At 58.8% G+C, this 20,565-nt stretch carries 16 protein-coding genes; 6 read left to right on the forward strand and 10 right to left on the reverse strand.

The window, feature by feature from the left end:
* Positions 1–137 precede the first annotated feature (137 nt).
* The 4 genes from RHM68_RS20050 (at position 138) to cmoB (ending at position 3,053) form a co-directional block, all read left to right on the forward strand.
* On the forward strand, positions 138–530 hold the full coding sequence (locus tag RHM68_RS20050; protein ID WP_322218293.1) for a protease inhibitor I42 family protein: 393 nt from the start codon (positions 138–140) through the stop codon (positions 528–530).
* A gap of 2 nt (positions 531–532) precedes the next feature.
* Positions 533–1,168 carry a lysoplasmalogenase gene (locus RHM68_RS20055; RefSeq protein ID WP_322218296.1) on the forward strand — a complete coding sequence of 212 codons (636 nt, stop codon included), beginning with the start codon at positions 533–535 and terminating at the stop codon, positions 1,166–1,168.
* A 152-nt stretch (positions 1,169–1,320) separates the two neighbouring features.
* Positions 1,321–2,100 carry a carboxy-S-adenosyl-L-methionine synthase CmoA gene (gene cmoA, locus RHM68_RS20060; protein ID WP_322218299.1) on the forward strand — a complete coding sequence of 260 codons (780 nt, stop codon included), beginning with the start codon at positions 1,321–1,323 and terminating at the stop codon, positions 2,098–2,100.
* Positions 2,097–3,053 (forward strand): tRNA 5-methoxyuridine(34)/uridine 5-oxyacetic acid(34) synthase CmoB, encoded by a 957-nt coding sequence (gene cmoB / locus RHM68_RS20065; RefSeq protein ID WP_322218302.1) that lies wholly within the window; start codon positions 2,097–2,099, stop codon positions 3,051–3,053. Before cmoA ends, cmoB begins: the two co-directional genes overlap by 4 nt.
* Positions 3,054–3,119: 66 nt before the next feature.
* Here cmoB and tadA read toward each other — a convergent pair whose 3' ends face one another.
* From tadA to treP, 7 genes are all read right to left on the reverse strand, one after another.
* On the reverse strand, positions 3,120–3,617 hold the full coding sequence (gene tadA / locus RHM68_RS20070; protein WP_322218305.1) for a tRNA adenosine(34) deaminase TadA: 498 nt from the start codon (positions 3,615–3,617) through the stop codon (positions 3,120–3,122).
* Positions 3,617–4,993, reverse strand: a complete 1,377-nt coding sequence (locus tag RHM68_RS20075; protein WP_322218308.1) for a multicopper oxidase family protein — start codon at positions 4,991–4,993, stop codon at positions 3,617–3,619. The genes tadA and RHM68_RS20075 overlap by 1 nt, the downstream gene beginning before the upstream one ends.
* A gap of 140 nt (positions 4,994–5,133) precedes the next feature.
* On the reverse strand, positions 5,134–5,424 hold the full coding sequence (locus RHM68_RS20080) for a PTS glucose transporter subunit IIB (RefSeq protein ID WP_322218311.1): 291 nt from the start codon (positions 5,422–5,424) through the stop codon (positions 5,134–5,136).
* A 2-nt stretch (positions 5,425–5,426) separates the two neighbouring features.
* Complete coding sequence (gene ptsP / locus RHM68_RS20085) at positions 5,427–7,961, reverse strand: phosphoenolpyruvate--protein phosphotransferase (RefSeq protein ID WP_322218314.1); 2,535 nt, start codon at positions 7,959–7,961, stop codon at positions 5,427–5,429.
* 62 nt (positions 7,962–8,023) lie between these two features.
* Entirely contained in the window at positions 8,024–9,247 is a 1,224-nt protein-coding gene (locus RHM68_RS20090; protein WP_322218317.1) for a carbohydrate porin, read from the reverse strand.
* 106 nt (positions 9,248–9,353) lie between these two features.
* The gene (gene treC / locus RHM68_RS20095) at positions 9,354–11,003 is read right to left on the reverse strand and encodes an alpha,alpha-phosphotrehalase (RefSeq protein WP_322218320.1); all 1,650 of its coding nucleotides are present in this window, start codon (positions 11,001–11,003) and stop codon (positions 9,354–9,356) included.
* A gap of 118 nt (positions 11,004–11,121) precedes the next feature.
* Entirely contained in the window at positions 11,122–12,564 is a 1,443-nt protein-coding gene (treP, locus tag RHM68_RS20100; RefSeq protein WP_322218323.1) for a PTS system trehalose-specific EIIBC component, read from the reverse strand.
* 235 nt (positions 12,565–12,799) lie between these two features.
* Here treP and treR point away from each other — a divergent pair, with 235 nt between their 5' ends.
* Together treR and RHM68_RS20110 are read left to right on the forward strand one after the other, a co-directional pair.
* A complete protein-coding gene (treR, locus tag RHM68_RS20105) occupies positions 12,800–13,504 on the forward strand; it encodes a trehalose operon repressor (protein WP_322218327.1) in 705 nt (234 codons plus the stop codon).
* A 152-nt stretch (positions 13,505–13,656) separates the two neighbouring features.
* Positions 13,657–16,671 carry a membrane-targeted effector domain-containing toxin gene (locus RHM68_RS20110; RefSeq protein ID WP_322218330.1) on the forward strand — a complete coding sequence of 1,005 codons (3,015 nt, stop codon included), beginning with the start codon at positions 13,657–13,659 and terminating at the stop codon, positions 16,669–16,671.
* A gap of 82 nt (positions 16,672–16,753) precedes the next feature.
* On the opposite strand, the gene guaA is transcribed toward RHM68_RS20110, so the two are convergent.
* From guaA to RHM68_RS20125, 3 genes are all read right to left on the reverse strand, one after another.
* Positions 16,754–18,331, reverse strand: a complete 1,578-nt coding sequence (guaA, locus tag RHM68_RS20115; RefSeq protein ID WP_322218334.1) for a glutamine-hydrolyzing GMP synthase — start codon at positions 18,329–18,331, stop codon at positions 16,754–16,756.
* Between the two features lie 96 nt (positions 18,332–18,427).
* Complete coding sequence (guaB, locus tag RHM68_RS20120) at positions 18,428–19,897, reverse strand: IMP dehydrogenase (RefSeq protein WP_322218336.1); 1,470 nt, start codon at positions 19,895–19,897, stop codon at positions 18,428–18,430.
* A 117-nt stretch (positions 19,898–20,014) separates the two neighbouring features.
* The gene (locus RHM68_RS20125; RefSeq protein ID WP_322218339.1) at positions 20,015–20,563 is read right to left on the reverse strand and encodes a sugar ABC transporter ATPase; all 549 of its coding nucleotides are present in this window, start codon (positions 20,561–20,563) and stop codon (positions 20,015–20,017) included.
* Positions 20,564–20,565 lie beyond the last annotated feature (2 nt).

Raw genomic sequence — 20,565 nt, forward strand, 5'->3', positions numbered from 1 at the left:
CCTGCGGGAACGAGTTGGCTCGCGATAGCGTCGGCACTTACGCCGCCCGCTACGCTCGCCCCCGACCGGACCGTCACGCTTTGTCTGTTCTTCAGTTATGCTCGCCGTTCGTCGTGAATGCCGGAGCCGCTGACCTTATGTCCCCCACCCGCCTGCTTGTCCCTCTCGCCCTCACCTTGCTGGCCGCCTGCGCTACGCAACCCAAACAGAACGTGACCGTGGAAAAGCAAAGCGAATGCCCGGCGCAATTGAACAGTGGGCAAAACCTGATTGTGAGCCTGCCGAGCAACCCGACCACGGGTTACCGCTGGTCGATCCAGGATTCGGCCGGTGGCGTATTGCGGGCGCTGAGCCCCGAGGTCTATCGCAACCCGGAGGATTCCGGGATCGTCGGCAGTGCGGGTATCTCGACTTGGCGCTTCCAGGCCTTTGCCGCCGGCGCCGGCCGATTACGCCTGACGTACTCGCAGCCGTGGGAGCCTGAAACACCGGCGGTGCAAACGTTCGACTGCGCGATCAAGGTCAACTGATCATGGGCTGGCTGATCCTGGCACTAATGGGCGCAGTCACGTTTCTCTACGGGCTGAGCATCCACGCCGCGCTGCTTTGTCTGGTGGTCAAGCCGTTGCCGGTGCTCGCCTTGCTCGGCTGGTTGCACGACGCGCCACCCAGCGATTATCGGCGCTGGATCAGCCTAGGTTTGATGTTCTCTTTGCTCGGCGACGTGTTGCTGGCGTGGCCGGGGGATTTATTTGTGTTTGGCCTGGGCGCGTTTCTGGTCGCGCACCTGGCGTACCTGAAAGCGTACTTGAGTGATTGCCGGCGTTTGGCGTTGCTCCCGCTGATGCTCGCCCTCGCCGTAGGCGCCGTGCTGTTGGGGGTTCTGATTGCCCATGGACTGGGGCCGTTGCTGGTGCCCGTGATCGTTTACGGCGTGGCCATCAGCGCTATGCTGTGGCGGGCGCTGGCTCGACTCGGTACTGAGCTGCCCAAGCGCACGGCATTGTTGGCGGCGGCAGGTGCCGTGGCGTTTGTGTTTTCCGACAGCGTGATCGGCATCAGCCGCTTTGTCGTACCGTTCGACGCCGCCCCCTACGTGATCATCCTCAGCTACTGGCTGGGGCAATGGGGCATCACCGCGTCGGCGTTCGGTCCGAAACCGCGCTGAATTCCTCGCCAGCAAACTCGCGCCCCTGGGGTTGCAGTGTCCCTGTGCAAGCGAACCCGCTCACGATAGCGCGATCATTGAAGGCCCAGACTTCAGAGCCGGCCCGGCGGTTTATCAGACAACCCGCGCATCTGCGCGCCAATCTGGCTAAAATGCCGGCCTTTTCCACCTACGCCGCTGGAACCGCCGTGAGCAAAGAACCCGATCGCCTTTTCGCCCAGCCTTTGGCCCAGGTGCCCGACTTCGCCTTTAACGAGGATGTGGTGCGGGTGTTCCCGGACATGATCAAGCGCTCGGTGCCGGGTTACCCAACCATCGTTGAAAACCTTGGTGTGCTTGCCGCACAGTTTGCACAACCCAACAGCGTGCTCTACGACCTCGGTTCATCGCTGGGCGCAGTGACCCAGGCCTTACGCCGTCACGTGCGCACCGATGGTTGCCGCGTGATCGCTGTGGATAACTCGGCGGCGATGGTCGAGCGTTGCCGCGAATACCTCAACGGCCAGGACTCGATGTTTCAGGAGTTGCTGCAGGTGGAGGTGATCGAAGGCGACATTCTCGCCCTCGACTTCCAGCCCGCCTGCGTGGTGGCGTTGAACTTCACCCTGCAATTCATCGCCCCTGACCAGCGCACTGCACTGCTCGCGCGTATTCGCCAGTCCTTGCTGCCCGGTGGCGCGCTGATCCTTTCCGAAAAGCTGCGCTTCAACGACCTCCAAGAACACGCGTTACTGACTGACCTGCACGTGGCGTTCAAGCGCGCCAACGGCTACAGCGAGCTGGAAATTGCCCAGAAGCGCAGTGCCATCGAAAACGTCATGAAGCCCGACAGCCTCGAAGAACACCGTGAACGCCTGTTGGCCGCCGGTTTTTCGAAAGTCGTGCCGTGGTTCCAGTGTCTTAACTTTGCCTCGTTGATTGCCTTGCCATGATTGATTTGTCTCCCCTCGCCCGCCGTCTGGCCGGCACACCGCTGGCCGATTGGGCCAACACCCTGCAAGCACAACTCGATAAGAAAATGGAAAAAGGTCACGGCGACCTGGAGCGCTGGCAAAGTGCGCTGGATGCGTTGCCAAAGATCCAGCCGAGCGAAATCGATTTGCTCAACGGTCTGACGCTGGACACCGACTGCGACGACGAAACCCGCGCGCAAATGCGCACCGCTCTGATGGGGTTGTCACCATGGCGCAAAGGTCCGTTCGACCTGTTTGGCGTACACGTCGACACCGAGTGGCGCTCGGACTGGAAATGGTCCCGCGTCGCGGCGCATCTGGATTTGAAGGGTAAGCGCATCCTCGATGTTGGCTGCGGCAACGGTTACTACATGTGGCGCATGCTCGGTGCCGGAGCGGACAGCGTGATTGGCGTCGACCCCAACTGGCTGTTCTTCTGCCAGTTCCAAGCGGTGCAGCGCTACCTGTCAGCACCTAATGCCTGGCACCTACCGTTCCCCTTCGAAGACTTACCGCCGAACATGGAAGGCTTCGACACGGTGTTTTCCATGGGCGTGTTCTACCACCGCCGCTCACCAATCGAGCATTTGCTGGCGCTCAAGGACTGCCTGGTCAAGGGCGGTGAACTGGTCTTGGAAACCCTGGTGATCGCAGGTGATCAGCAACAGGTGCTGGTGCCGGAAGACCGGTATGCGCAGATGCGTAACGTGTGGTTCCTGCCGTCGGTGCCGGCGCTGGAGTTGTGGTTGCGGCGCGCCGGATTCAGCGACGTGAAGTGCGTGGACGTGAGTGTGACCACTGTTGAGGAGCAGCGCGGGACGGAGTGGATGAAGTTTCAGTCGCTGAGCGACTTCCTTGATCCTGACGATCACAGCAAAACGATTGAAGGCTTGCCGGCGCCGATGCGGGCGGTGATTGTCGCCCGCAAATAAGCCCGCCCCCGACAATGCAGATCCAACGGTGGGAGCGACCCGGCTCGCGCCCACATTGCCAGGTGTTTAGTCGGCAGACTTAGCCCTTCTGGCTTTGAAAAACTCGCTGAGCACCGCCCCACATTCCTCGGACAACACCCCGCCTTCAAACACCACACGGTGGTTGAGAAAACCTTGGGTAAAGAATTGGCCCTGGCTCTGCACAATCCCGGCCTTGGGCTCCAGCGCGCCATACACCACCCGCGCGATGCGCGAGTGAACGATCAGGCCGGCGCACATGCTGCAAGGTTCAAGCGTCACATAAAGCGTACTACCGGGCAGTCGATAGTTGCTGGCCGCCAACGCCGCCGCGCGGATTGCGACCATTTCGGCGTGCGCGCTGGGGTCGCTGCCGCTGATGGGACAGTTGAAGCCACGGCCGATAATTTCGCCGTTCTGCACCAGCACCGCGCCCACCGGCACTTCGCCCAGTGCCGCGCCTTCGGCGGCAAGAACCAGGGCTTCGCGCATGAAGTCTCGATCACGACTGCGATCAATGATCGCGGCAGGACGTATCTGGCGCATCAGGCCACCTCGATGGCGGCCATCAGGCCGGTTTCCATGTGGTCGATCACGTGGCAATGGAACATCCATACCCCTGGGTTATCCGCCACCAGCGCTACTTGCGCGCGCTCATTCTTGCCCAACAGGTAGGTGTCGGTGAAATACGGTATGACCTTGTGCCGGTTCGAAGCAATCACCTTGAAGCTCATGCCATGCAGGTGGATGGGGTGCTGATATTGGGTCATGTTTTTCAATTCAAAAATGTAGCTTTTACCTTTCTCAAGCTTGGCAATCGGACGGTCGGCGCACGTCTTGTCGGTGATGTCCCAAGCCTTGCCGTTGATTTGCCAGAGGCTTGGCGGTTTGCCGTTGTCGACGTTAACCGACACCGAACCGACCCATTCGAAATTGAAGTTCAGCTTCTCGGCATTGGCCAGGTCCGGCTCGGCAATCGGGTTGGCCGGCAGCGCTGGCGGCCACAGGCTCGGCGCATCGCTGTTGGCCACTGAACGCAAGGTGCCCAAGCGAACCGGGCCGTTGCGCAGGGACAGTTCTGCGCCGGCCGGTGGTGCCTTGATCGCCAGACAAATACGCATGCCGGGGCCAAGCCAATACTCCTTGCCCAACGGTCGCGGCTCGACGGGGTTGCCGTCCAGCGCATAGATCTGCGCTTCAACACCGGGAATGTTGATGCGGTAGGTCAGAGTGTTATCGAGGTTGAGCAAACGCACACGGGTGATCTGCCCGGCGGGCAAGTCGATCACCGCTTGCGGGACGCCATTGATGGTCGCCAGCCGCCCCGCCGTACCGCCACGAGCCGCCTCGCGAGGAATGCTGAACGGCACAAACGCGCCCTCCTCGTCGACATGCCAGCTCTTGAGGCTCAGGGTCTGCTCATACTTGAAACCGGTCGGCTCACGTTCTTCGATGATCAGCGGCCCGACCAGACCACGGCCGAGTTCTTGGCTGCTGTTAACGTGCGGGTGATACCAGTAGCTGCCGGCGTCCGGCACACGGAATTTGTAGTCGAAGTATTCCCCCGGCAACACCGGTAACTGCGAGACATAGGGCACACCGTCCATTTCCAGTGGCAAACGGATGCCGTGCCAGTGAATCGTGGTGGCAACCGGCAAATGATTGATGAAACGCACCCGCAGCCACTCGCCCTGACGCACCCGCAACTCGGTGCCCGGCGCCGACGGGCCGAACGCCCAGGCCTGGGTTTTGTGCCCAGCTACCAGTTCAACGTCCAACGGTGCGGCAATCAACTCATAGTCATGGCCCGCGGCGGCATCGGCCCGCTTGCCCAGCCAGTAACGCGATGCACCACCGGCCCCCACGCCAACCACTACAAGACTGGCCAGACCACCGAGTATTTGTCGACGGGTAAAGGACATGAACTCAACTACCTCACGTATCAGCGACAGGCCTGAGCCTGCAAAAGGCGAATACGATACACCTGCGGTTGAGAAACAGTAAGGGTAGGGGTGCGGATGGCCGCAAGCTTGCTACCGATCGTCCCCCAGCGCGAGAACGATCAGTGTTGGAGGCCTAGGATCAAGTGCATCACCCCAGCCTCCAACATCATGACGCCTGACACCCCAGCCCTATTCAAAACCTGCCGATCCACTCGCCCGACATCGCGCAATTCCACCCTTACCCGAGTCAGCGCCAACGGCTGCTGCGACTTGAGGTTAGCGACGCCTCCCAATGCGGCCACGACCTGCGGCGCCAACCCCGAATCAACCTGAGCCACGACCGTCGGCTCATCCACAACCAGATCCGGGGTCAACGCTCTCCAGAGCGACCGCTGTATTTTCTCGAACATACTCAGCTCTCCAACACGGGTGAAATATCGACGGTCGCCGCGCGGTGTAACCGCAACGCCTCGCGCACTTGCTCGGCGCTTTCCAGGCCCATTACCTGCCGGGCGATCAGCTCACAGCCGTGCCGGTCAACCTCGCGAACCGCTGCCTTGATCGACGGAATCAGCGGCACACTTACCGACAGTTCGTCCACGCCCAGCCCTAACAGCAGCGGCGTCGCCAACGTCTCGGAAGCGAGCGCACCACAGACACCCACCCATTTACCATGGGCGTGGGCGGCCTTCACCGTGCTGGCGATCAAGCGCAACACTGAGGGGTGAAAGCTGTCAACCTGGCTGGCCAGTTGCGGATGATCGCGATCCATGGCCAGGGTGTATTGAGTCAGGTCATTGGTGCCAATGGAGAAGAAGTCCACCTCGGGCGCGAATAGATCAGCCATCAGCGCAGCGGCGGGCACTTCGATCATGATCCCCAGCTTCGGCAACTCAGTCAGGCCCGACGCCAAGGCTTGTTCTTCCAACAATTGCCGGGCCAGCCGCAACTCCGACAGCTGAGTGACCATCGGCAGCATGATGTGCAAACGGGCCAGGCCGGCGCTGCTCAGGATCGCCTTGAACTGGTCACGCAACAACTGCGGACGCTCCAGGCACAAGCGAATGCCGCGCATCCCGAGAAACGGATTGGTTTCGCTGGCCATCGGAACATAGACCAACGGTTTGTCGCCCCCCACATCCAGCGTCCGCACCACCAGATTGCGCGCCGGCCCCAGCGCGCGGGCAATCGCCCTGTAGGTGTTAGCCTGTTCTTCATGGCTCGGCGCGTGATTGCGGTCCAGATAAAGAAACTCCGAACGCAATAATCCAACACCTTCGCCGCCCAGGGTCATAGCCCGTTCGGTTTCAGCGAGCGAGGCGACGTTGGCCGTGACTTCGATGTGATGCCCATCGCGCGTACAGGCAGCGAGGCCAGCCTCGGACAGTTGTTGTTGATGGCGCTTCTGTTGCCGCTGCCGGTTGAGTTGAAGCTGCTCGATAAACGCCAGATCCGGATCAAGATGCAGCTCGCCCTTGTCAGCATCGAGCAGCACTTGCCTACCGTTGGTCAGCGCCAGCACTTGAATGGGTAAACCGCAGATCGCCGGCAAGCCAGCGGCCCGCGCCAGAATCGCGACGTGGCTGGTCGCGCCGCCACCGACCGTGGCAAAACCCAGGACTTTGCGCGTATCGAGCCCGGCAGTCCGGGAGGGCGTCAGTTGTTCGGCAATCAAAATGGTCCCGTCAGGTAAATCCATCGCGCCATCCTGTACGCCGAGGATCAGCTTGAGCACACGTTGACCCACGTCGGCGAGGTCCGTGGCACGCTCGGCCAGCAACGGACTGCCAAGGCTCTTGAACAGCATGGCCGTGGCCTCGGTGGCCGCCCGCCAGGCGAATCCGGCGCTTTTGCCTTGGGTAATCAGTGCCTCGGCCTGATCCAACAGACTGGGGTCCTCAAGCAGTTGCTGATGGGCCTTGAAGATGTCGGTCTGCGCATCGCCAGTGGCGTTGTCACGCAGTCGCTGCAAAGCCTGGGCGGCCTCGGCCAACGCGCGCGACAAGTGCTCGCGCTCCTGCGGCGCCCCCGTTGCGAACTCTGCGACCTCAAGCACCTGCTCGGTGATCTGCACGACACGCCCTAACGCGGAGCCCGCCGAAGCGCACACCCCACGCAGCAGGCCAGACGAAAAGGCTTCAATCGGCACGGCCTCGACCTCAGGCACTGCCGCCACCGTTTCGCCACAACCGGCAATCAGCAACTCGGCCAGCACCTGGATCGCCGCATGCGCATCCGCTCCCGCCGCACTGACCCGCACGATATCGCCGTAAGCCGTTTGCAGCGCCATGATTGCCACCAGCGATTTGGCGTTCGCGCGGCCCTGCTGTTTATGCAGGAAAATGCTCGCCGAAAAACCTTTCGCAGCTTGAGCAAACACCGCCGCCGGACGGGCGTGCAAACCGCAGGGATTGGCCAGCGTCACGGGCCTGGAAAACAGCACTTGGCCCTCCTCCGGCGCCTTATCATCGGGCGCGCGCTCGGCACTCTTCAAGCTCAGCAGTGGCTGGCCACTCTCTACCACGCCCACCTCCGGCACCCGCCAGGTGAATGGCTCGCCACTGACCACCAGCATCAAGGTCAACAGGCTGCGGGCGTTGAGCGCTATGTAATCGGCATCGAACTCGATCAGCGCCTGCCCCGCCTCCACCCGCTGGCCTTCCTCCACCAATGGGGTAAATCCCTTGCCAGCCAGGTTCACGGTGTCGAGACCTATGTGCAGCAAGATCTGTACGCCGTTGTCGTCGGTGATGCTGACGGCATGCCCACTCGCTTGCAGATTGCTGATCACCCCGCCCAGCGGTGCGCACAAGGATTGCGAAGTCGGGTCAATACACAGACCGTCGCCGATCACACGGCTCGCAAACACCGGATCAGGCACCTGATCCAGCGACATCAGTACGCCGGATAGTGGCGCGAGCAGTTGCAATTGTTGGGGTGTGGCCATGACGTCACCTGCTGATTTGTTCTTGGAAGGGCCGATGAAGCGCGAGGCTCCGACAGCATCGCTTATTTCCACCAGTACTCGACCTGCAATCCAACGTTCGCACCGTGCAACGCCGTGCCAAAGGCACCGGTGTCGGACAGCGCCGAACCTGCTGCCAATTCATTGGCCGCCCGCTTGGCGGCCTCGTTCCAACTGGCATAGGTGTAATACAGACGCACCTCTGGGCGCGCCCAGAAATCCTGGCCTTTGGGCGACCAGGTTGGGGCGAACGTGAATTTGCTCAGTTTGCGCGTCCCATCCGGGGCTTTCACTTGATCGTGGCCCAATTCCGTCACCAGCTTGAACTGCTCGGTGATTGCGTAAACCGGGCGGACCCCAAGGGAAATCCAGTTTTGATCAGCGCCGTCCGGACGAATGTCTTTTTGATAGACCGCTTCGATTTGCCCGCCAAAGCGCGGCGTCACCTGCCAGTCGAAGAACTCCACCACACGGTAGCTTTTGTTGCTGTCGCCGAGTTTCACGTTACCGGTATAACCCAACCCGGTGCCGGGCCCCTCGCCGTACTGGAAGGCCAGTTTGTTCTTACCGCCCAGAAAGCCACTCTGCACATGCTGGGTGGTGATCGCCCAGCCACGATGCGCATCACGGCTGTCGGGCTTGTCGATGTAGCTAAGGCCGAACTCCAGTTCACCACCGGTGTTGCTCTTGAACCCGGAGACATTAAAGTCATGCCGGTTGATGTAGTCCTTCTGGTACAGGTTGTCCTTGCGCGAGAGGGCGTAGCTGTATTTCAGATCGCCGATGAGCACGTCCTCGATACCGCCGCCGGTGGCACTCTGGTTCCAGTAGTAGAAGTCAGAAATGTGGATGTCATTACGTTTGTAGTAACGCCGACCGGCCCACAGTGAGCCGCCATTGAGGCTCGGCAGTTTTGACCACTGCGTGTACATCTGTGGCATACGCACCGAGCCGTTATCACCGTTGAACGTTAAGTCCTTGTCGTACTGGTTATACAGCGAGGCCATGCCATCGACGCTGAGCACCGAGCCATCGTCCAGGGTGTATACGTCCTGACGAAGTTCAAGTTCGGCGTACTGCTCGCATTCGTTGCCCAATCGATATTTCGACTGTGTACCTTGCAATTGAAAGCATTGCTGGGAACTGCTGTTGACGGAGGTGCCTACGCCGCTGCGCAGGTAACCTGCGAACTCCAGCGCCTGGGCCGACAGCGGCAAAGCCAGGCACACGCAGACGGCCGCAAGGCTACGATTTATTATTATTTTCAAGAATCACCTCATTATTTTTATTCTGTGAAGCAGTAAAAACAGCGCGCAAAATTCCCCCGCACGATGTCTGCGTGTTGTTTGAAACGGTACGGTTAACGGTTAAGCATTAATGCTCGGTCAAGTGCAGAACGAACGACTCATAAGGCCTTAAAGATACCTGCTGATGTCGTGGTGGAGCGTCCGGGTAGTTGCTGATCACCAGCCGCTGTCCCATGGCTTGGCTGATAACGTCCTGCGCCAGTTCAACCTCGCAAGGCGTGCCGTAAAAGTTATTCAGCACCAGCAGTCGCTCGCCGTGGCCTTCACGCACATACGCCCAGATTTGTGAGTGATCGGGCAACAACTGCCGGTACACGCCGTCGGACATCAGTGCTTCGTCGCGGCGCAGGGCAATCAGTCGACGGTAGTGATGCAGCACCGAATTCGGATCGTCGAGCTGGGCAGCGACGTTGATGTGCGCGGCGTTGGCCGGCACGCCGATCCACGGTTTGGCAACGCTGAAACCTGCGTTCGGCTCGTCGCTCCAGTGCATCGGCGTGCGGCCGTTGTCCCGGGACTTCTGCATGATCGCCGCCATGTTGTCGGCGTCACTCTCACCGGCCTCACGCTTGAGGCGGTGGATGTTCAGGGTCTCGACATCGCGGTACTGATCGATGTGGTTGAAACCTGGATTAGTCATTCCCAGTTCTTCGCCCTGATAAACAAATGGCGTGCCCTGGAGAAAATGCAGCGCGGTGCCCAGCATCTTCGCCGAGGTCACGCGGTATTCGCCGTCATCACCAAAGCGCGAAACCACCCGTGGCTGATCGTGGTTACACCAGAACAACGCGTTCCAGCCACCACCGGCCTGCATGCCGATCTGCCAATCGGAGAGAATGCGTTTGAGTTCGAGGAAATCAAAATCAGCGCGAGCCCACTTCTGCAAGTTGGGGTAATCCACCTTCAGGTGATGGAAATTGAATGTCATCGACAGTTCTTTCGATTCCGGCCGCGAGTAGCGAATGCAGTGATCGAGGCGGGTCGAGGACATTTCACCGACGTTGATCAGATCGTGGCCTTCGAACACTTCGCGATGCATTTGCTGCAAGTACTCGTGGACATGTGGACCGTCAGTGTAGAAGCGCCGACCGTCGCTGTTGTCCTCAGGGAAATCGGCCGGTTTGGAGATCAGGTTGATCACATCCAAACGGAAACCGCCCACGCCCTTGTCGCGCCAGAAACGCATCATCTTGAAGACTTCGTCGCGGACCTTCGGGTTGTCCCAGTTCAGGTCAGCCTGGGTGTGATCAAAGAGGTGCAGGAAATACTGGCCGGTCTGGGCTTCATACTCCCAGGCCGAACCACCAAATTTTGACTGCCAGTTGTTCGGCTGGTCGCGCCAGATGTAAAAATCGCGGTACGGGTTATCAAGGCTACTGCGCGCCTGCTGGAACCAGGTGTGCTCAGTAGAGGTGTGATTAACCACGATATCGAGCATCAACTTGATCCCGCGCTTGCCGGCCTCGCAGATCAGCAACTCACAATCAGCCATGGTTCCGTAACTGGGGTCGATGGCGTAGTAGTCGCTGATGTCATAACCATTGTCTCGCTGTGGCGAGCGCAGGAACGGCGTGATCCACAGGCAATCAACGCCTAGCCAATGCAAGTAGTCGAGCTTGGCCACGACGCCGAGCAAATCCCCGGTGGGGTTGCCGGCATGGCTGTGAAAGCTTTTCGGGTAGATCTGATAGATCACCGAACGTTGCCAGTCTTGCATGACTGAGTTCCTTCAATTGATTTTGTACTGGGCTTGAGAGCCCCTTCGGGAGCAGGCTCACTCCCACACTGGGAGGCCAATCATCTGCGGGAGCGGTCTGGCCCACGCTCGTGGTCGATCAGGCGACGCGATACCCAGGCCGGACAATTTTCTTGCTCAACCCACAGGTCAAGACAAACGGTACGACCATGGCGATGACCATCCCGATCACAAACAGGGGGATGAACTGCGGAATGATCGAGATAAAACCGGGCAAACCACCGACGCCAATCGCCGAGGCCTGAACCTTGTTCAGCGACAGGAACATACCGCCCAGCGCCGAGCCGGTCAGGGCCGCATAGAACGGGAATTTGTAACGCAGGTTGACCCCAAACATCGCCGGCTCAGTGATGCCGAAGTAAGCGGAAATCGCCGAGGTAGAGGCCATACTTTTGTCGCGTATGTTGCGGGTCATGTAAAAAACCCCCAGCGCCGCGCTGCCTTGGGCGAGGTTGGACATGACGATCATCGGCCAAATGAACGTGCCGCCCTGGATCGAGATCAGTTGCAAGTCGACAGCAAGAAACATGTGGTGCATGCCGGTGATGACCAGAGGGGCATAGAGCAGACCGAAAATCGCTCCGCCTACCATCGGCGCCATATCAAACAGCGTGACCACACCTTCGGTGATCAGAATTCCCAAATGCCGGGTCACCGGTCCGATCACGGCCAGCGCCAGTACGCCGGTGACGACGATGGTCGTGATCGGAACCACCAACAGTTGAATGGCGTTCGGCACACGCGCACGCAGCCATTTTTCGATGACGCTCATGACGTAGGCTGCCAGCAGGATAGGCAGGATCTGCCCCTGATAACCGACCTTCTCGATCTTGAACCAGCCGAAGATATCGAAATACGGCAGGCTCTGGCCATCGAGACCTGCGACGGCCTTGCCGTAGTTCCAGGCATTGAGCAAGTCCGGATGCACCAGCATCAAGCCGAGCACGATGCCAAGAATTTCACTGCCGCCAAAGCGCTTGGCCGCCGACCAGCCCACCAACGCCGGCAGGAACACAAACGAGGTATTGGCCATCAGGTTGATCAGGCTCCAGACGCCATCGAGCGTCGGATAGGCCTCGAGTAGCGTCCTGCCGTCGACGAACATGTCCCTGGCGCCCATGAGGTTGTTGATGCCCATCAGCAGGCCGGCAATGATCAGTGCCGGAAGGATTGGCATGAATACATCGGAAAATACCCGGACCAGGCGCTGCATGGCATTGATCTTGTCCGCACTTTTTTGTTTAACGTCGGCGATGGTCGATGCCGCCAGACCGGTTTGTCGGCGCAGTTCGGCATACACCTTCTCCACGTCGCCGGGGCCGATGACAACCTGAAACAGGCCGCCGGTGAAAAACGAACCTTTGACCAGATCGATCTGGTTCAGCGTGGTGCTATTGACCAGGCTCGAGTCCTTGAGTGCCAGGCGCAGGCGGGTCACGCAATGCGCGGCCTGCTCAAGGTTGTCAATGCCACCGAGGCTGTGCAACAGCTCGCTGGTAATAGTGGGGTAATCGTGGCTCATGCTTTTTCTTCCGCTGTAGTTTTTGTTATTGGCAGCACGTCGAAACGAAAAATACTCGTCTGTACGAGTTAAAGCAACAACTCGTACAGACCAGTTTGAATTTGTTTATTTTTAATCATGCAATCAGCGATATTTCCTACATACAAAGCTAAAGAAATCCAAAGCTGCATGGACAAACTCCTACCCTGCCCTTAAGGTTCGATGCTTTGAAACAGCGCGGTACAGAGCAATCCACATGAGTAAATACAACCAGATCTACAGCGATCTGCTTGCCAGCATCACCACTGAACGTCTGGAGCGCGGCGCGCGATTGCCCTCCGAAACCGAATTGATGGATAGCTATCACGCCAGTCGCGGCACTGTGCGCAAAGCCATCGAACAATTGCAGGAGCGCGGCTTCGCCCAGAAAGTCCACGGCAAAGGCACCTTCGTGTTGTCGACCAACCAGATAGAGTTCCAGCTCGGCGGAATCGTCAGCTTCCAGGAAACCTACCCGCGACTGGGCAATGACGTCTGCACCGAGGTGGTCGAATTCGACCAGATTCCCCTCGAAGGCTCCCTGCTGGAACACATCAAGGCCGAAGAGGGCTGCCTGATTACGCGCATCAAGCGCGTAAGGCTGATCAACGGCAAACGGGTGATCCTGGACATCAACCATTTCGTCAACGCCGTGATCCCCGGCCTGTCTCGAGACATCGCCGAGCAGTCGATCTACGCCTTCATCGAACAGACCCTGCAACTGCAAATCGCCTACGCCCAGCGCACCATCGAGGCGGTACCGCGCAGCAAGGACGACCAGCAACACCTGGACCTGGATGGGCAGAGCCATGTAATCGTGGTCAGCAACCAGACGTTCTTACAGGACGGGCGCCAGTTCGAGTACACCGAATCGCGGCACACGCTGGACAAGTTTTACTTTTCGGATGTCGCTCGGCGCTGAATTCCGATTGACCTGCAACGCTGCGCGGCAACTCGCCGTTTCCTACTTGTTGCCTCTGCAACCGGACACCAGCAACGTCCCATCGTCCTACAGATCAAACCCTCTCCGCCTGAGATAGTGGACAGACATCAACGTCTCTCAAGGGCTCCATCATGGACGATACTCACTACACAACCCTGCCCAATGCCGCCGATGCGTTGGCCCTCCAGGCACAGATTCCGGACCTTGTTGCCGATTGTCCCGACATGTACGCCATGGCGTACCAGATCGCCAAAGACATCCTCGTTAGCCATCACATCACCGACATTGAGCCTGACAAAGTCTACTGGCACCGTTTTCACGCGGCTCAAAGCAGCGCCAGAACCTTTACCGGCTGGCAGCACGTCGTTGAAAAGCCCAAGGAGTCGATGACGTTCCCGCAACTGGTAATGCAACGCTTCGACGTCCACGATCAAGACAACGCCGACCTCCTGGACCTCTACGGCGGCTTCTATCGCGTCGGTGCGGACGCCGAAAACTACGACGAAACCAACGAAGTTCGCCTGCATTCCAACGAGGTGCTCAAAGCATTCTGGGCGATCAATTTCAGTGATCGTTATAAAACCGCCATCGCGACGTTTTGGGAAAAACACGACGCCAGCTTTCGCGCGCTGGCCAAATGCACCTTCATCGCCAAAGCCATCGAAGACTATGAAAACGGGCACCTGTGCCGTGAACACTTCACCACAGTCCTGCGGGCCGTCGCCGGCAATGTGAGCAGGCCACTCACTCGGCAAATGTTGATGGACCCATCATTCGCCGCCCAAGGATTGTCTGTGCATCAATTTCGCGTCGGCGACTTCGTGGCCACGGACATTCTTGGCATCACTGACGGCAGCGGCCTGAACATCCTTTACCTCCCGGGTGAATCCAGAGGGTTTCACAGCTTTACAACGGCCGCGCAGTTGCATGAATGGCTGGGCAACGAAGTCGACGATGCTAATGGCCGTGAACGCCTGCTGATGCACTTCCAACAAGAGGACCGCGATATTCTCCAGGACCGGCCCACAACGACGCTGTCCAAGCTCTCGTGGCTCACCGGCGTTGGCGCATTGATCCATGTGTTCGATCAACCGCACATCGACAATATTGGCCTCAACCATGAGTTTGACGTTCTAACCGCTACGGCTCCCGGCGCACATCAGCATCAGGGCAAGCAGATTCTGGGCGACGCCTTCAGCTACCTGAAGGACGCCACCCACGCCCGCATGATCAGCGATGCGAACTTTGTGCTGCACTCCAACGGCGAAATACGCAAAAAACTGTGGATCGGCTACCTCAACGCATTCAGCCATACCTTCGGCCCCTTGGCCGCGCTGGCTTGGCCGGCGGCATTAATGGTGGTGGGCGCCGGCATGGCCAATGTCGGGCTTCACATCGACCGGGCCATCAATGGCACCACGCCGGCTGAACGCAAGGCGGCCATCACGGGCGCGATCCTCAGCAGCGTGGATGTGCTGTTCAATTTGCCGTTTCTTAGAGGCGCCAGCGAATTGGCCGAAGCGTTGGACGTTGAAGAATCGCTCTCGCTCGAAGAAGATCCGAGAACAGAGATTGAAAAGGGCACTGCACCACGGACGCCCACCGACCTCATACCGACGAACCCAAGCGAAGCCGAGGTACTGGCACCGTTTGAAACCAATGAGATTGTCGACGGTGTTTCCCCGGTCAGCGACGAAGGCCGGTTTCGCGGTATTTATCAGCCTGAAACCGGGGGTAACTACATTGCCATTGATGACCGCTTTTACCTCGTGCGTTACCTCAATGAACTGAAGACCTGGGCGATTATCGACCCGATCAACCCCCACTCCTTTTACCGCAACCTGCCGGTACGAATGGATGAACTTGGCCAATGGGTGCCCATTACCCGCGCAGGACTTTACGGCGGCGGCAAACTCTCCAGTCTTTTTACGCGCGGCCCAGCGGAGGTGGCATTGCCTGATTTCGACGCACCGGCAACGGCCTACGATGTCCCGCCAGCACTCAAGTCGGCACTCAAGCCCGCGGCCGAGGGCAACCTCAGCAAATGGGACCTGAAGGACGGTTTCGTAAATATAAACAACCCGAACAACGAGTTTGAGGCTTTCAAAAAACTGCGGAGAACCCTGTACAACGACGCCGAAATTTTTTATTCAAACCTGCAAATACCGACCAGACCGTCGATTCCAACCTTCATCCCCTCCGCCAAAACCAAGGACATCATCAAGACCCTGCTTAACCGCTCATCCGCCCTGGTGGTCGGTGAGAGCCATTCCAGCGTAGGCAGCAAGCAGTTTTTGATCGAGCACATGCAGGTGCTGAGTAAACAAAAAGTCAAAACCCTGTACATGGAACATCTGCTGACCGATTTCCATCAAGTTGATCTGGACGTGTTTAACAGGACCGCAGAGATGCCCGAGGGGCTGGAGCGCTACCTCCAAAACCTCGACGCGGGCTTTCACACCGACCCCAGTGGCCAATTCACTTTTGAACAAGTCATCAGGACCGCGCAAAAAAACAACATCCGCGTTCAGGCTATCGATTGCATGGCCAGCTACCGCAGCAGCGGAATCGAGGGTGCCGACGAAACGTTTCGACAGAAGATGATGAACTACTTCGCCAAAACGGTGATCGGTGCCGATCAAGCCGCGCGCGGCGCACACAAATGGGTGGCGTTGGTGGGTAATAGCCACGCCAACACCTTTGAAGGCGCGGCGGGTCTGAGCGAGCTGGAAGGTGGGATCGGGCTACGCATTGACAGCGTGGGCCTGGATGAACCCGCCAGCATCAAGGCCGATCCGGGTGTGGCCTATGAAGCGCGGCCAGGACAATCAGCAGGCTTCGTAAAAAATGACTTGTTGCTACAAATCAAAACACCGAAAAGCGTGATCCAGGCACAAGCGCTGGAGGATGGCCTGCCCAGTGCGGGCATGTTCACCCTCACTGACGGTATCGATCACACGGTGATCGTTCACCGCAGCAGTAACGGCTTACTGGTTCGCACCCCGATCCTGCGCGATGGCCATCGTTTTTACATCGAACGACCTTCCTGGCCTTCCATCAGCGCTCGACGTTATGAAACCCCCGCCGACTTGAGCACCGCGCTCAGGCGCACAGGCATGACCCTCGTCCGCTTGCCACACGCATAAAACGCAACAGCCCGCGTGAATGGACATTCACGCGGGCTGTTTGATTGCGGCCTGGCATCAGACCATCAAGGCATGCGCGGGATTATTCCCACTCAATGGTCGCTGGCGGCTTGCTCGACACGTCGTAAGTGACGCGGGAGATGCCTTCGATTTCATTGATGATGCGGCCGCTGACGGTTTCCAGCAGCTCGTAAGGCAGGTGAGCCCAACGCGCTGTCATGAAGTCGATGGTTTCGACCGCACGCAGGGCCACAACCCACGCGTAACGACGACCATCACCGACAACGCCAACCGATTTAACAGGCTGGAACACCACGAACGCCTGGCTGACTTTGTGATACCAGTCAGCCTTGCGCAGTTCTTCGATGAAAATGTGGTCAGCGCGACGCAACAAGTCTGCGTATTCCTTCTTCACTTCTCCGAGGATCCGCACGCCCAGGCCTGGGCCCGGGAACGGGTGACGGTAGACCATGTCGTAAGGCAGGCCGAGTTCCAGGCCCAGACGACGGACTTCGTCCTTGAACAGCTCGCGCAGCGGCTCAACCAGCTTGAGGTTCATTTCATCCGGCAAGCCACCCACGTTGTGGTGCGACTTGATCACGTGAGCCTTGCCACTTTTGGCGCCAGCCGACTCGATTACGTCGGGGTAGATGGTCCCTTGGGCCAGGTACTTGATGTTGTCGAGCTTGCAGGATTCGGCATCGAAGACGTCGATGAAGGTGCGACCAATGATCTTGCGCTTCTTCTCAGGGTCCGACTCGCCGGCCAGGTTGTTGAGGAACTGGTCCGCGGCGTTGGCACGAATGACTTTGACGCCCATGTTCTCGGCAAACATGGCCATCACTTGCTCGCCTTCGTGCAGACGCAGCAAGCCGTTGTCGACGAAGACGCAGGTCAGTTGGTCGCCAATGGCTTTGTGCAACAACGCGGCAACCACCGAAGAGTCCACACCGCCGGACAGACCCAGCAACACGTTGTCGGTGCCGACCTGAGCGCGGATGTTGGCGATGGCGTCTTCAGCGATTTTCGACGGCGTCCACAGTGCTTCGCAGCCGCAAATGTCGAGGATGAAGCGCGACAGAATGCGCCCGCCCTGCTTGGTGTGGGTCACTTCAGGGTGGAACTGCACGCCGTAGTAACCACGGGCATCGTTGAACATGCCAGCAATCGGGCAGCTCGGGGTGCTGGCCAGGACATGGAAGTCTTCTGGCATTTTGGTGACCTTGTCACCGTGGCTCATCCACACGTCGAGGCCGAACAGGCCGTCAGCGTCGATGTGGTCTTCGATGCCGTCAAGCAGGCGGCTCTTACCGACCACATCGACACGGGCATAACCGAACTCACGCAACTCGGAACCTTCGACCTTGCCACCCAGCTGTTCAGCCATGGTCTGCATGCCGTAGCAGATACCGAAAACTGGGACGCCCAGCTCGAACACGGCTTGCGGGGCGCGCGGGCTGTTGGCCACGTGTACGGACTCGGGGCCGCCGGCAAGGATGATCCCTTTCGGCGCGAATTCGCGAATCGCTTCGTCGTCCATGTCGAACGGATGCAGTTCGCAATACACGCCGATTTCACGCACACGGCGAGCAATCAGCTGGGTGTACTGGGAACCGAAGTCGAGGATCAGGATGCGGTGAGCGTGAATGTCGAGGGCCATGAGTCAGTCTCGTCTATGCAATTCGAATAAATAGAATCAGAAACAACTCGGGGCTGAATAGCACAGCCCCGGTTACTTAACATATTGCTTGAAGCCTCAACCTACACGGTAGTTTGGCGCTTCTTTGGTGATTTGTACGTCGTGAACGTGGGACTCGGCCATACCCGCGCCGGTGATCCGCACGAACTCAGGCTTGGTGCGCATTTCTTCGATGTCGGCGCTGCCGGTGTAACCCATCGAGGAACGCAGGCCGCCCATCAGTTGATGGATGATCGCGCTCAGGCTGCCCTTGTAAGGAACGCGCCCTTCGATACCTTCCGGAACCAGTTTCTCGGCGCCTGCCGAGGAGTCCTGAAAGTAACGGTCGGAGGAACCTTGCGCCTGGGACATGGCGCCCAGCGAACCCATGCCACGGTAGGCCTTGTACGAGCGACCCTGGAACAGTTCGATCTCGCCTGGCGCTTCTTCAGTACCGGCAAACATCGAGCCCATCATCACGCAGGACGCACCGGCAACGATGGCCTTGGACAGGTCACCGGAGAAACGGATACCGCCGTCGGCGATCAACGGAACGCCTGTGCCTTCAAGGGCCGCTGCGACGTTGGCGATAGCGCTGATTTGCGGTACGCCGACGCCGGCGACGATACGGGTGGTGCAGATCGAGCCAGGGCCAATACCGACTTTGACCGCATCCGCGCCCGCTTCAACCAGCGCCTTGGCCGCAGCACCGGTGGCGATGTTGCCGCCGATGACCTGCACTTGAGGGAAATTGTCTTTGACCCAACGAACGCGTTCGATCACACCTTTGGAGTGACCGTGGGCCGTGTCGACCACCACCACGTCAACGCCGGCAGCAACCAGTGCCGCAACACGCTCGCCAGTGTCCTTGCCCGTACCAACCGCAGCACCGACGCGCAGGCGAGCCTGATCATCTTTGCTGGCCAGTGGGTAGGCTTTGGCTTTTTCGATATCTTTGACGGTCATCATGCCTTTGAGGGCAAATTTGTCATCGACGATCAGGACTTTTTCCAGGCGGTGCTTATGCAGCAACTCGCGGACTTCGTTCTTGTTCGCGCCTTCACGGACGGTAACCAGACGCTCTTTAGGCGTCATCACTTCACGGACGGTGGCATCCAGGCGGGTTTCGAAGCGCACGTCACGAGAGGTCACAATACCGACGAGGTCGCCATCGTGCAGGACCGGAACGCCGGAGATATTGTGCATGCGGGTCAGTTCGAACAGATCACGAACCGTGGCGTCAGCCTCGATGGTAATCGGGTCCTTGACCACGCCGGCTTCGTAACGCTTGACCTTACGGACTTCGGCAGCTTGCTGCTCGATGGTCATGTTCTTGTGGATGATGCCGATGCCACCTTCCTGAGCCATGGCGATTGCCAGCCGGGCTTCAGTAACGGTGTCCATAGCGGCAGAAACCAGCGGAATATTCAGCTCGATGCCACGGGTTAGGCGGGTCTTGAGACTGACTTCGTTAGGAAGCACCTCGGAATAACCGGGCACGAGGAGAATGTCGTCGAATGTCAGAGCTTCTTGGCTGATACGCAGCATCGCGGGGGCTCCCGAGCGGGAAAATGGAAGCGCGCCATTATATTCAGACACCCCCTCGGGTTCAATGTAAAACTCTGTCTATTATTGGCATTACTGACATACGGGATTTGTCAGGGCCTACAGCTCGACTTTCACCCAACTGACAGGCTGATCAAGCCAATCGGCAAATTCATCGATGAAGCGCTGCTTGAACCCGGCCTCGGCCCAGTTATTGAAGATGAAGCCAAGGTTGGAAAAGCCGCATTCCTGCAAAAACAGAAACCCATTGATGTCATCTTCATGCCCGCATTCGGGGCAGATGAAATTATCGGTGCGCCCCGGCATCCAGTCTTCCAGGCTGTCGAACAGCGCTTCGCCGACTTCCTTGCGGCACTCGGCGCAGCCCGCCTCTTCAAGAAAGCCCTTGGCCGGCGTATAGATACAGCGCTTGGTGATGATCTCGAGGCCATTGACCGGCTCACCGAACGGCAGCGCTTCCGGGTGCAGGACCACCGCCCGGGCGCCATCGGCCAGTGCATGACCCATACGGTTACCGGTGCGCCCGCACGTGGTGAGTTCTTCTTTGACAATATTCTTGCGTACCAGCCATCGCACAACCGCCCGGGCCCGGGGTTCGTGTACCGGCAGGGTAGAAATTTTCGGGACGATGATACTTTGCGAATTCATGG

Source organism: Pseudomonas sp. DC1.2, assembly GCF_034351645.1.
Lineage (GTDB): Bacteria > Pseudomonadota > Gammaproteobacteria > Pseudomonadales > Pseudomonadaceae > Aquipseudomonas.

Bases quoted from the DNA above. Each gene is read 5' to 3' on its own strand.
- RHM68_RS20050 (WP_322218293.1), top strand. From the start codon at position 138: ATGTCCCCCACCCGCCTGCTTGTCCCTCTCGCCCTCACCTTGCTGGCC.
- RHM68_RS20055 (WP_322218296.1), top strand. From the start codon at position 533: ATGGGCTGGCTGATCCTGGCACTAATGGGCGCAGTCACGTTTCTCTAC.
- cmoA (WP_322218299.1), top strand. From the start codon at position 1,321: ATGCCGGCCTTTTCCACCTACGCCGCTGGAACCGCCGTGAGCAAAGAA.
- cmoB (WP_322218302.1), top strand. From the start codon at position 2,097: ATGATTGATTTGTCTCCCCTCGCCCGCCGTCTGGCCGGCACACCGCTG.
- tadA (WP_322218305.1), bottom strand. From the start codon at position 3,617: ATGCGCCAGATACGTCCTGCCGCGATCATTGATCGCAGTCGTGATCGA.
- RHM68_RS20075 (WP_322218308.1), bottom strand. From the start codon at position 4,993: ATGTCCTTTACCCGTCGACAAATACTCGGTGGTCTGGCCAGTCTTGTA.
- RHM68_RS20080 (WP_322218311.1), bottom strand. From the start codon at position 5,424: ATGTTCGAGAAAATACAGCGGTCGCTCTGGAGAGCGTTGACCCCGGAT.
- ptsP (WP_322218314.1), bottom strand. From the start codon at position 7,961: ATGGCCACACCCCAACAATTGCAACTGCTCGCGCCACTATCCGGCGTA.
- treC (WP_322218320.1), bottom strand. From the start codon at position 11,003: ATGCAAGACTGGCAACGTTCGGTGATCTATCAGATCTACCCGAAAAGC.
- treP (WP_322218323.1), bottom strand. From the start codon at position 12,564: ATGAGCCACGATTACCCCACTATTACCAGCGAGCTGTTGCACAGCCTC.
- treR (WP_322218327.1), top strand. From the start codon at position 12,800: ATGAGTAAATACAACCAGATCTACAGCGATCTGCTTGCCAGCATCACC.
- RHM68_RS20110 (WP_322218330.1), top strand. From the start codon at position 13,657: ATGGACGATACTCACTACACAACCCTGCCCAATGCCGCCGATGCGTTG.
- guaA (WP_322218334.1), bottom strand. From the start codon at position 18,331: ATGGCCCTCGACATTCACGCTCACCGCATCCTGATCCTCGACTTCGGT.
- guaB (WP_322218336.1), bottom strand. From the start codon at position 19,897: ATGCTGCGTATCAGCCAAGAAGCTCTGACATTCGACGACATTCTCCTC.
- RHM68_RS20125 (WP_322218339.1), bottom strand. From the start codon at position 20,563: ATGAATTCGCAAAGTATCATCGTCCCGAAAATTTCTACCCTGCCGGTA.